This window comes from Pseudomonas sp. S3E12 (genome assembly GCF_001702295.1).
Lineage (GTDB): Bacteria > Pseudomonadota > Gammaproteobacteria > Pseudomonadales > Pseudomonadaceae > Aquipseudomonas > Aquipseudomonas marginalis.
Genome location: NZ_MBDT01000035.1, coordinates 206,141 through 218,090, shown reverse-complemented (window position 1 = coordinate 218,090; position 11,950 = coordinate 206,141). Strand labels below are relative to the sequence as shown.

The following is an 11,950-nucleotide window of genomic DNA, read 5'->3' as shown; positions in this document are numbered from 1 at the left end:
TCACCTTGCCAGAGGAAACCTCCCATGCAGCTTGAAGGATCCTGCCACTGCGGCGCCGTGACGTTCAGCCTCACCAGCGCCCACCCGTACCCTTACCAGCGTTGCTATTGCTCGATCTGCCGCAAGACCCAGGGCGGCGGCGGTTATGCGATCAACCTGGCCGGGGATGCCAATAGCTTGCAAGTGCGCGGGCGCAAACAGATTTCGATCTACCACGCCCGGCTCAAACCCGAGGGCGCCAGCCGTGCCCATACGAGTAGCGCCGAGCGGCATTTCTGTTCGCAGTGTGGCACTGCGCTATGGCTGTTCAGCCCGGAGTGGCCGGAGCTGATCCACCCGTTTGCCTCGGCCATCGACACGCCGTTGCCAGTACCGCCGGCGCATACGCACCTGATGCTGGGCTCGAAGGCGCCGTGGGTCGAAGTCAGCGTGCGCAAAGGCGACCTGCAGTTTGAGGCATACCCCGAAGAATCCATCGCGCAGTGGCATGAACGCCATGGGCTCAGCCGTTAACAGTCTTTGACAGTTTCCCGACAAAGCTCGCAAAGATTGTTGGACGGCCCTTCCCTAGCATTCGAGCATCCAAACAGCCATTCGGGTGCTCCTCATGTTTCGCAGATTGCGCGGTATTCCGCTGCTGGGTTGCCTGCTGGGCAGCCTCGGTTGCCATGGGCAGCCGCCGGCACCGCCGCCCACTCAGAAGGGTGACTACGGCGCGATCATCCGCTACCTGCAAGCGCGCATTCCCCGGGCGATTGCCCAAGAGCATATCGCCGGCCTGTCGATTGCCCTGGTCAATGGCCAGGAGCTGATCTGGGCCCAGGGCTTCGGCCTGGCCGACAAGGCCCGGGGCGTGCCGGTCACGCCCAACACCGCGTTCCGTGCCGGTGGCATTTCCAAGCTGCTCACCGCCACGGCCGCGCTGCAATTGGTGGAACAACAACGGCTGGCGCTGGATGCGCCGATCCAGCAGACCCTGCGCGAGTTTTACGTGCGCTCGCGCTTTCATGACGACCAGGCCGCTGCCGACCGCGCTGTCACCCTGCGGCGTTTACTCAGCCACCAGTCCGGCCTGCCCAGTGAACACCTGCGTGACCTGCGCAGCACCTACGCCATGGGGCAGATGCCGATGCGCGTGTCGGGGGTTTGGCTGAGCAGCCCGCCAGGCTCGCAGGTGGCGTATTCCAACCTCGGTTATGCGCTGGTGGGCGCGGCCATCGAGCGCAGCAGCGGCAAAAGCTTTGAAGCCCAGTTGCAAAACAGCCTGCTCAAGCCGCTGGAAATGAACCAGTCGAGTTTTGTCGGCACCGCCAGCCAGCAGGCGTTCCGCGCCCTGGGCTATACGGACGGCGTTGCCAGTACCGATGCCCCGGTGCGCGACCTCGCCGCCAGCGGCCTGTGGGCCAGCCCGAAAGACCTCGCGCATTACGTGCATATGCTGTTCGCCCAAGGCGTCTACAAAGGCAACCGCGTGCTGGGCAGCGCTTCGATTGACGCGATGTTCACCCAGCAGAACACCGGCAATGCGCTGGACTTCGATTGCCAGATGGGCCTGGGCTGGTTCCTCGCCCCCTGCGGTGACGAACCCGTCGGCCCCGGTATACGCACCTACCAGCACAGCGGTGGCGGCGACGATTTTGCCGCGCAGTTGAGCCTGCTGCCCGACCAGCAACTGGCCGTGATCATCATGGCCAATGACAGCAACGCCGAAGACCTGGTGGCCGGCCTGGCCACCGACACCCTGCGCCTGCTGCTCCAGGCACAAACCGGCCACGCGGTCTGCGCCGACGATTGCCAGGCGCCGAGCCACGGCCTGAAACTGCGCCACGTGCCGGCCGCCATTGACCGCAGGCGCCTGGCCGGCTTCTACGCCACCGCCTGGGGCGTGTTCCGGATCAAGGATGACGATCAGCGGCTGTCGGGCGAGTTGGCCGGCTACACCTTCGAATTGTTGCGCGACGACGATGGCTGGTTGCGCGCGCAGAAGAAAGTGCTCGGCTTCTGGTTCAAGGACCTCGGCGAACTGGGTCGCGTGCAACTGGACGTGATCAGCGTGCAAGGCCGCCAGATGCTCACCGCCCGCAGCCACGGCCAGCGCGTGGCTATCGGTGAGCGCATCGAGCCGCCGCCCTTGCCCTCGGCCTGGGCCGACACCATCGGCACCTATCAAGTGCTCAACACCCATGAGCCGGACGCGCCCCTGAGCGGCATCAGCGTGCGCCTGGAAGACGGCTTCCTGGTGATCCGCGGCCAACTGCATGACGAACCGCTGACCGACTACATCCTGCTGCCCATCGACAACGCCCATGCCGTCCTCGCCGGTAACGGCTACGGCCTGGGCGATACGGTGAGCCGCCAGATCAACGGTCTCAGCGCTTCGGGCTACGCCTTCAAACGCACCCGCTCCCCTCATAACCCCTTGGTTTTCTAACCCCCATATGGAACCCTTTATGCGCTCAACCCCCCTGTACCTGTCGCTCTCCTCACTGTGCCTGCTGGCCGCTGCCGACCGCGCAATTGCCGAAGACTGGCAATACAGCCTCAAGGCCGGCATGGCCAACGTACCCCGCTACAGCGGCAGCGACGAACGCATGACCGCGCCGGTGCTGGGCGGCAAAGTCGTCAGCCCCTGGGGGATATTCCTCGACACCGACAAAGGCCTGGGCTGGGGCTATGAAGGCAACGCCTTGAGCTTCAGCACCTATATCGGTGCCAGCCATTCACGCAAGGACAAGAATCAAAGCCTGCACGCCGGCTCGAAGCGGCTCAAGGGCATGGGCGAGATCAAGGCCCGCCCGCAAGTGGGGGTGAGTGCCAGCTATAACCTGGGTGGCGTGATTGCCGGCGCGACCCTGGAACACGCGCTCAAGGAAGATGACCACAAAGACAGCGGCAAGGCGTTCACCCACCTGGAGCTGAGCCTGGGCACCACGCTCTACGACGGCCGCTACGGATCGGTCGATGCCAGCCTCAACAGTCACTTTGGTGACCGCAATTACCTGCAGACCTGGTACGGCGTGACCACCGGCCAGGCCGCGCAAAGTCGCTTCAAGGCCTACAAGGCCGGTGCGGGCAACATCAGCAATGGCATGAATCTGGTGTGGAGCCTGCCGATCGGCGAGCACACCCAGTTCTCGACCCTGCTGGATGTGCAATACCTGGCGGATGACGCGGGCAAGAGCCCGATTGTGGAGCGGCGCTTGCAGACCTCGGTGATGGGGGTGTTGGAATACACCTTTTGACCGGGTAAGCCCGTCAGAAAATGTGGGAGAGGGCTTGCCCCCTCCCACATTTGCCTCCCACTGTTCTCCGGGTACTTATTCGGCATACGCCCACGTCATGCGAAACGACGCCCCGCCCCACTCCGAATCCATTACGTGCACGTGCCCGCCATGCCACTGCGACACCCGTTGCACCAGCGCCAGGCCGAGGCCGAAGCCGCCGGTGCGGCGGTCGCGACTGGCATCCAGGCGCATGAAGGGCTGGAAGATCCTGGCCCGGCCTTCCTCAGGCACGCCGGGGCCGTCGTCACACACACGCACTTCGTAGCCCTCGCCGAACTTCACCAGCGACACCTCGACCCGGCGCTCGGCATAACGGATGGCATTGCGCAGCAGGTTGATCACGGCGCGGGCCATGAAGCGCGGTTCGATCTGGATAACGTCGACCTCGCAGGTGCGCAGCGACAACTGGATGCCGGCCGCCTCCGCCTCCAGCGCGACGCTGCCGATCACGCTGTCGAGCCAGCTGTGGGCCTCGATGCGCTCGCGGGTGACCTGAGTGGCGCCGCGCTCCAGGCTGGCGTAGGTGAGCAGCTCGGACACCATCTCCTCCAGCTCGCCGAGGTCGGCGTACATATCGGCGATCAATTCGCCCCGCTGGTGCGGGTCGGCCTGTTGCTTGAGTTGGTCGAGTTCGAACGATAACCGTGCAATCGGCGTACGCAGCTCGTGGGACACCGCATTGGTAAGTTCGCGCTGGTTGGCGATCAGGCTTTCGATGCGCTCGGCCATCTGGTTGAAGTGCCCGGCCAGCGCACGCACGGTGGAGCTGCGCGGCAGCAGGATGCGTGAGCCGAGGTCGTTGTCGCCGAAGCGCTGCGCGGCCAGGCGGATATGTTCCAGGTCGCGCCAGTGCGGGCGCACCCAGAAATACAGGACGATGGCCAGGCACAGCCCGAGAAAACCGTAGGCCCACAGGTATAACCATTTGGGCTCTTCCGGCAGCTTGATTTCCAGCAGTTGCGCGCCACCGTCGATGCCCGTGAGAAACTCCATGAAGTCGCCGCGCACCACCAGCAAGCCCTGCTCCAGAAGCTTTTGTTCGCGCTCGGTGAGGGCCTGGGCATCCTTTTGCACCAGCTTCAGGCGCAGGCCGTAGTGGGACTGCAACTCGGCCAGCCGGGCAGCGCGCTGCTCCACGGGCAATGGCCGCAGTTGCTCCACCAAACCGTATGCCGGGCCACGCATGGCTTCGCGGTTGTAGGTCTCGTTGGCTTCGGGGAGCAGTTCGTCGAAGGTGTAGTTGACCAGCCAGATCGCCCCCGCCAGGCCGATCGCCAGAATCACATACAGGCGCAGAAACAGGCGCAGCATCTAGACCTCCCACGCAAACGGATTGAACAGATAACCCTTGCCCCAGATGGTCTTGATGCACACCGGCTCACGGGGGTTGTCGTTGAGCTTGCCGCGCAGCTTGCTGATGTACACGTCGACGCTGCGGTTGAGGCCGTCGAAGGCGATGCCGCGCATGCGGTTGAGAATGTCGTCGCGGGAAAGAATCTTGCCTGCGCTGCTGGCCAGCAACCACAGCAGTTCGAACTCCATGGTGGTGAGGTCGATCTGCTCGTCCCCCAGGCTGACCACCCGGCAACTGCGGTCAATCGCCAAGCGGCCGAACGCGAGGGCGCCGCGCACCGTCGGCTCGGGCGCCTGGCGACGTTGCAGGGCGCGCAGGCGTGCGAGCAGTACCGGCGGCTTGATCGGCTTGATCACATAGTCGTCGGCACCCGACTCCAGGCCGAGAATGTGGTCCAGGTCGTCTTCCTTGGCAGTGAGGATCACAATGGGGGTATCGGACACCGTGCGGATTTCGCGGCACACATGCAGGCCACTCTGGCCCGGCAGCATCAGGTCGAGCACGACGATCTTGGGTTTGAAGTCGAGGAACGCCGCCAGGGCTTCATCGCCACGGTGCACCACGCGGACCTCAAAGCCATGCTGTGACAGAAAATGCGCGATCAGCCCTGCCAGCTTCTCGTCGTCCTCAACGAGCAGGACCTTGCCCAGACCCAGGTTTTCCATAAGTTCTCAGTGTGCAAAGGCGGATTGAAGAGCGGGCATTATAGGTGGCAAGCTGGGCAACTAAAGCAACTGGCCAGTGGGTGCCGACGAAGCTTCATGCTTTTAAGAGTTTTTAACAAATAGCCCGCACTTTTTAACGCCATCCACAGGGAGTTGTATGCGCAAGGATTACCTGGCGTTCTTCGTTTCGCTGTTCCTGTCGAGGCTGGCGGACCAGATTCTGTTGTTTATCGTGCCGCTGATCGTGTTCCAGACCACCCACAGCGTGTCCTGGGCCGGGCTGGCCTTCTTTGTCGAGTCACTGCCGCGCTATCTCGCGTTTCCGGTGTGCGGGGCGTTGTGCGACAAGTATTCGCCGGTGCGCATCCTGCATATCAGCCAGGTTTACCGGGCACTGGCCTGTGTGATGGCGGTGGCGTTGTATGGGATGTTCGACGGTATCTACTGGCTGGTGCTGCTGTCGGCGTTGTGCGGCGTGCTGACGACCCAGGGCATCATGGCCCGCGAAGTGCTGATGCCCCATGTCTTCCAGCAGTACAGCTATGCCAAGACCCTCTCCTACTCGCAGATCGCCGACCAGAGCGGCCTGGTGCTGGGGCCGCTGGTGGCCGCGCTGATGCTGGAGGTGTGGGCCTGGCACTGGGTGGTGCTGGGGATTGCCGGGCTGTTTGTGCTGGCAGACCTGGCGATGCTGGCCTGGCAGCGTAAAACCACGGCAAGCCTGGACACCCATCGGCAGCACCGGGACATCTGGCTGCAACCGCTGCGCATCGCCTTCGGGCATATTCGTAACCTGGCGGAACTGAAGCGGATCATTACCCTGGCGGTCGGTGTGAACCTGATCATCGGGGTGACGCTGGCCACCTCCGCCGCCATGGTCACCGGCCTGTACGCCGCCGACAAGGACACCTATGCCCTGCTGCAGGCAGCCGGCGCGGGGGTGACCATTGCCATCCTGTTTTACCTGGCGCGCGCCGCCCTGCCCTTGAAAGTGCTGGGCGGGCTGTCTTACTCGATGATCGGCGCCGGCGCGTTGATCATGGCGATCAGTCCCAACCTGTGGGCATACACCCTGGGCTTCCTGCTGGTCACCGGCTTCGACAAGATGTTCAACGTGTACCTGCGCAGCACCCGCCAGCGGGTCATTCCGGTGCAGGACTTCGGCAAGACCGTGGGCGTGATCACCTTGCTCAACAACCTGCCCCAGCCGCTGGCAGGCCTGGTGATTGCACTGCTGGCGGCGCCGTTAGGCACGCAAGCGGTGATCCTGCTGCTGACCGGGATCACCGCCTTGATCGGCGTGGCCGTGGCCTCAGGCTGGCACGCCACTGTGAAAGCGGAACTCGATATCGGGTGATTCGATCAGTTCCTGCTCGGCCGCCCTCACCCGCTCGATCACCTGGGCGATGTCCTTGGCGTCGCCGTACTGGTAGGCCAGCTTCAGGTAACCCTGGAAGTGCCGCGCCTCGCTTTTCAGCAGGCCGAAGTAGAACTTGCCGAGTTCTTCGTCCAAATGCGGCACCAGGGCTTCGAAACGCTCGCAACTGCGGGCTTCGATAAAGGCGCCGACCACCAGGGTATCCACCAGCTTGACGGGTTCGTGGCTGCGCACCACCTTGCGCAAACCGGAGGCATAGCGCCCGGCGTGCAGTTGGCGCAACTCGACCTTGCGCTTCTTGATCAGGCGCATGACTTGCTCGTGGTGCACCAGTTCTTCCCGGGCCAGCCGCGACATCATATTGATCAGGTCAACGTGGGCGTGGTACTTGGCGATCAGGCTCAGGGCGGTGCTGGCCGCTTTGAATTCGCAGTTCTTGTGGTCGATCAACAGGGTGTCCTGATCGGCCAGTGCGGCCTGCACCCAGGCGTCGGGGGTTCGGCAACCGAGGAATTCGTGGATTTCGGGCAGGTTCATCGGGCTCACGGGCAAAGGGTCACAAAAGGCCGCCGATTATACCCACCGCGCCGCAGACCACCAGCCACCGGCCTTGATGTGCATCAACATGACGTCTGGCGGGCAGCAACTATAGTTGTTCCACGCCCACCCTTTTGGAGATCCGATCATGCAAGCCATTCGCAGCATCCTGGTGGTCATCGAGCCCGCGCATTCGGAAAGCCTGGCCCTCAAGCGCGCCAAGCTGATCGCCGGGGTCACCGGCGCGCACCTGCACTTGCTGGTCTGCGACAAGAAACACGAGCATTCGGCGCTGTTGAGCCTGCTCAAGGCCGGTTTGCAGGAGGACGGTTACAGCGTGACCACCGAGCAGGCGTGGAATGAAAGCCTGCATGACACCATTATCGACGTGCAGCAGGCCGAAGGCTGTGGGCTGGTGATCAAGCAGCACTTTCCCGACAGCCCGCTCAAAAAGGCGCTGCTGACGCCGGCGGACTGGAAGCTGTTGCGCTTGTGCCCGACGCCGGTGTTGCTGGTCAAGACGTCCACACCGTGGGCGGGCGGGGTGATTCTGGCGGCGATTGATGTGGGCAACAACGACGGAGAACACCGCGAGCTGCATCACGCGATCATCGATCATGGCTTCGACATCGCCAGCCTGGCCAAGGCGCAGTTGCATGTGATCAGCGCCCATCCGTCGCCGATGTTGTCGGCGGCGGACCCGACGTTCCAGCTCAAGGAAACCATCGAGGCGCGTTATCGCGAGCAGTGCAAGGCGTTCCAGGCGGAATTCGATGTGGATGACGCGCACCTGCATGTCGAGGAGGGCCCGGCGGATGTATTGATCCCCCACCTGGCCCACACATTGAAAGCGGCCGTGACCATCATCGGCACCGTGGGGCGCACCGGCATTTCCGGGGCGTTGATCGGTAATACGGCGGAGGTGATCCTGGATGCGGTGGACAGTGATGTACTGGTGCTCAAGCCGCAGACGTTGATGGATCACCTGGAGGAACTGGCGACCAAGGCCTGACGCCGATCCCCCTCCCACATTGGGATGTGTGTTGTCAGTCAGCGAGCGCGTCTCTCAGGAACCCCGGGGCGATATAGCGCTGGTAATGGGCCTCGGAGAGGATAAAGAACTCACGGTCGATGGCATCGCGCAGTTCCGGCAAGGCCCAGTCGCGAAACTCCGGCAACAGCACCATGCCGTACGCCTCCAGGTTATTGATCACCCGCGCGCCGCGGGCAATCAGCTGGTACGCCCAGCAGTACTCGGACTGGTGCGGCACGAAACGGATCTTGCGTTGCTCCAGTTGGCCGCGCAGGGTCTTGGGGTCGAAAATCTCGAGCTTGCCGGCCATCACCTGCACCAACAGTTGCTCCAGCCGCAGCCAGACCGCACGTTTTTCTTCCTCGTTATAGCCATTCCACTGGATCACTTCGTGGTGGAAACGCTTGCAGCCACGGCACACGAGATCGCCGTAGACCGTGGAGCACAGGCCGACGCAAGGGGTCTTGATGGTTTGGTTGGACATGGGCAACGACACGCAAATCAGCGAAACAGTGCGCCATGTTAGCCCTTTGTCTAAGGTTGATCACCCAGCAAACTTGGTGATGCAACTTACCTTTCGAAATTTTTTGCCGTAGAATCATCCGGCCTTGTAAGGCGCCAATAATCCGCTGGAAGCTGTTTTCAAAGCGTCACGAGCACAGTCGTTCCTTCAGAACGGTGTTGGCGATGGTTATTACCCGGTAGGTAATGATCAGCGCCAACCCTCATCAGCTCCGTTCTGCAGGCGTAAAACTTTGAAAGCAGCTTCTGTAAGGAATGCCGGCAGCGCTGGCTTTGCGGCCCAAAAAGCCCCCGAGCGCATGCGTGCCGTTCATTTCTGGATGAGCGTCCCGTGGGACCACTGATGAGGGTAATAACTGTGCTTGAAGCCTACCGCAAACATATCGAAGAGCGTGCAGCACTGGGTATCGTTCCCCAGCCGCTTAATGCCGAACAAACCGCAGGCCTGGTTGAGCTGCTGAAGAATCCTCCGGCTGGCGAAGAAGAATTCCTCGTTGACCTGATCACCAACCGCATTCCACCGGGCGTTGACGAAGCTGCCTACGTCAAGGCCGGTTTCCTGTCTGCCCTGGCCAAGGGCGAAGCCACTTCCCCCCTGATCGACAAGAAACGCGCGGTTGAACTGCTCGGCACCATGCAGGGCGGCTACAACATCGTGACGTTGGTCGAGCTGCTGGACGACGCCGAGCTGGCGCCTGTCGCGGCTGCCCAACTCAAGCACACCCTGCTGATGTTCGATGCGTTCCACGACGTCGCCGAAAAAGCCCGCAACGGCAACGCGCACGCCAAAGCCGTGATCCAGTCCTGGGCTGACGGCGAGTGGTTCCGTAACCGCCCGACCCTGGCCGACAAGATCAGCCTGCGCGTGTTCAAGGTCACCGGCGAAACCAACACCGACGACCTGTCCCCTGCCCCGGACGCCTGGTCTCGCCCTGACATCCCGCTGCACGCCCTGGCCATGTTGAAAATGGCACGTGAAGGCATCGTACCGGACGAGCAAGGCAAGACCGGCCCGATGAAGCAGATCGAAGAAATGCGCGGCCAAGGCTTCCCGATCGCCTACGTCGGTGACGTGGTCGGTACCGGTTCTTCGCGTAAATCCGCGACCAACTCGGTGCTGTGGTTCTTCGGCGACGACGTTCCCTACGTGCCGAACAAGCGCGCTGGCGGCTTCTGCTTCGGCAGCAAGATCGCTCCAATCTTCTACAACACCATGGAAGATGCCGGCGCACTGCCAATCGAGTTCGACGTGACCAACATGAACATGGGCGACGTGATCGACCTGTACCCTCATGCTGGCAAAGTCTGCAAACACGGCACCGACGAAGTCCTGACCACCTTCGAAATGAAGACCCCGGTCCTGCTCGACGAAGTTCGCGCCGGCGGCCGTATCCCGCTGATCATCGGCCGTGGCCTGACCGACAAGGCGCGCGCCGAGCTGGGTCTGGGTCCTACCGACCTGTTCAAACTGCCTGAAGCACCGGTCGACACGGGCAAGGGTTTCACCCTGGCCCAGAAAATGGTCGGCAAGGCGTGCGGCCTGCCGGAAGGCAAAGGCGTTCGTCCAGGTACGTACTGCGAACCGAAGATGACCACCGTGGGTTCCCAGGACACCACCGGTCCGATGACCCGTGACGAACTGAAAGACCTGGCGTGCCTGGGCTTCTCGACCGATCTGGTGATGCAGTCCTTCTGCCACACCGCGGCCTATCCAAAGCCGATCGACGTGACCACCCACCACACCCTGCCTGACTTCATCATGACCCGTGGCGGTGTATCGCTGCGTCCAGGCGACGGCATCATCCACAGCTGGCTGAACCGCATGCTGCTGCCGGATACCGTCGGCACCGGCGGTGACTCCCACACCCGTTTCCCGATGGGCATCTCGTTCCCGGCCGGTTCCGGCCTGGTCGCGTTCGCCGCAGCCACCGGCGTCATGCCGCTGGACATGCCGGAATCGATCCTGGTGCGCTTCAAAGGCAAGATGAAACCTGGCATCACCCTGCGTGACCTGGTTCATGCCATTCCTTACTACGCGATCCAGGCTGGCCTGCTGACCGTAGAGAAGAAAGGCAAGAAAAACGCCTTCTCCGGCCGCATCCTGGAAATCGAAGGCCTGAACGACCTGACGCTGGAGCAGGCTTTCGAGCTCTCCGACGCCTCGGCCGAACGTTCGGCTGCCGGTTGCACCATCAAGCTGTCGAAAGAATCCGTCACCGAGTACCTGAACTCCAACATCACCCTGCTGCGCTGGATGATCGGCGAAGGCTACGGCGATGCCCGTACCCTGGAACGTCGTGCCCAAGCGATGGAAGCCTGGGTCGCCAACCCGGAACTGATGGAAGCCGATGCCGACGCGGAATACGCCGAAATCATCGAGATCGACCTGGCCGAAATCAACGAGCCGATCCTCTGCGCACCGAACGACCCGGACGATGCCCGTCTGCTGTCCAGCGTTGCCGGCGAGAAGATCGACGAAGTGTTCATCGGTTCGTGCATGACCAACATCGGTCACTTCCGTGCTGCTGGTAAGTTGCTGGAGCAGGTCAAGGGTCAGTTGCCAACTCGTCTGTGGCTGTCGCCGCCGACCAAGATGGACGCTCACCAGTTGACCGAAGAAGGCTACTACGGCATCTACGGCAAGGCTGGCGCGCGCATGGAAATGCCGGGCTGCTCGCTGTGCATGGGTAACCAGGCACGTGTAGAGCCGAACTCGACCGTGGTATCGACGTCGACCCGTAACTTCCCGAACCGCCTGGGTGACGGCGCGAACGTCTACCTGGCTTCGGCTGAGCTGGCGGCAGTCGCCTCCACCCTGGGTCGCCTGCCGACCGTCGAAGAGTACATGGGCTACGCAGCGAAACTGGACACCATGGCCAGTGACGTCTACCGCTACCTGAACTTCGACCAGATCGCCGAGTTCCGCAAAATCGCAGCAAGCGCCAACATCCCGGTGATTCAAGCTTAACGGTGTGTTGATGTAAAAGACGCCGCGTATCGCAAGGTACGCGGCGTTTTTTATGCCTGGAATACCAACACATTCAGTTGATCCCTTTGCTACTGACCCACCGCTATCGGGGGCAAGCCCCCTCCCACAGTTTTGACCGCGCCAAGCGACCTTATACCTTCAACCACACCACCGTCTGATCCTGAGAATGAGCTGACTGATGTACACCG

10 protein-coding genes are annotated in these 11,950 nt (G+C 62.3%); 6 read left to right on the top strand and 4 right to left on the bottom strand.

Annotation, left to right across the window (positions count from 1 at the left end):
• The first annotated feature begins 24 nt into the window (after window positions 1-24).
• From BB029_RS30155 to BB029_RS30145, 3 genes are all read left to right on the top strand, one after another.
• Entirely contained in the window at window positions 25-513 is a 489-nt protein-coding gene (locus BB029_RS30155) for a GFA family protein (RefSeq protein ID WP_065942050.1), read from the top strand.
• Window positions 514-607: 94 nt separating this feature from the next.
• Window positions 608-2,431 (top strand): serine hydrolase, encoded by a 1,824-nt coding sequence (locus BB029_RS30150; RefSeq protein ID WP_065942049.1) that lies wholly within the window; start codon window positions 608-610, stop codon window positions 2,429-2,431.
• 19 nt (window positions 2,432-2,450) lie between these two features.
• The gene (locus BB029_RS30145; protein ID WP_065942048.1) at window positions 2,451-3,242 is read left to right on the top strand and encodes a MipA/OmpV family protein; all 792 of its coding nucleotides are present in this window, start codon (window positions 2,451-2,453) and stop codon (window positions 3,240-3,242) included.
• A gap of 75 nt (window positions 3,243-3,317) precedes the next feature.
• On the opposite strand, the gene BB029_RS30140 is transcribed toward BB029_RS30145, so the two are convergent.
• A complete protein-coding gene (locus BB029_RS30140; RefSeq protein ID WP_065942047.1) occupies window positions 3,318-4,595 on the bottom strand; it encodes an ATP-binding protein in 1,278 nt (425 codons plus the stop codon).
• Window positions 4,596-5,303, bottom strand: a complete 708-nt coding sequence (locus BB029_RS30135; protein ID WP_065928008.1) for a response regulator — start codon at window positions 5,301-5,303, stop codon at window positions 4,596-4,598.
• Between the two features lie 157 nt (window positions 5,304-5,460).
• Between BB029_RS30135 and BB029_RS30130 the strand changes: the two genes are divergently transcribed.
• Window positions 5,461-6,660 carry an MFS transporter gene (locus BB029_RS30130; protein WP_065942046.1) on the top strand — a complete coding sequence of 400 codons (1,200 nt, stop codon included), beginning with the start codon at window positions 5,461-5,463 and terminating at the stop codon, window positions 6,658-6,660.
• On the opposite strand, the gene BB029_RS30125 is transcribed toward BB029_RS30130, so the two are convergent.
• Window positions 6,616-7,218 (bottom strand): tRNA-(ms[2]io[6]A)-hydroxylase, encoded by a 603-nt coding sequence (locus BB029_RS30125; RefSeq protein ID WP_027608547.1) that lies wholly within the window; start codon window positions 7,216-7,218, stop codon window positions 6,616-6,618. The genes BB029_RS30130 and BB029_RS30125 overlap by 45 nt on opposite strands.
• A gap of 148 nt (window positions 7,219-7,366) precedes the next feature.
• On the opposite strand from BB029_RS30125, the gene BB029_RS30120 reads away from it, so the two are divergent.
• The gene (locus BB029_RS30120) at window positions 7,367-8,230 is read left to right on the top strand and encodes a universal stress protein (RefSeq protein ID WP_027608548.1); all 864 of its coding nucleotides are present in this window, start codon (window positions 7,367-7,369) and stop codon (window positions 8,228-8,230) included.
• A gap of 34 nt (window positions 8,231-8,264) precedes the next feature.
• Here the strand turns inward: BB029_RS30120 and BB029_RS30115 are convergent, their stop codons facing one another.
• Entirely contained in the window at window positions 8,265-8,735 is a 471-nt protein-coding gene (locus BB029_RS30115) for a DUF1289 domain-containing protein (protein ID WP_065928006.1), read from the bottom strand.
• Between the two features lie 396 nt (window positions 8,736-9,131).
• Between BB029_RS30115 and acnB the strand changes: the two genes are divergently transcribed.
• Window positions 9,132-11,741, top strand: a complete 2,610-nt coding sequence (gene acnB, locus BB029_RS30110) for a bifunctional aconitate hydratase 2/2-methylisocitrate dehydratase (protein ID WP_065942045.1) — start codon at window positions 9,132-9,134, stop codon at window positions 11,739-11,741.
• The last annotated feature ends 209 nt before the right edge of the window (window positions 11,742-11,950 follow it).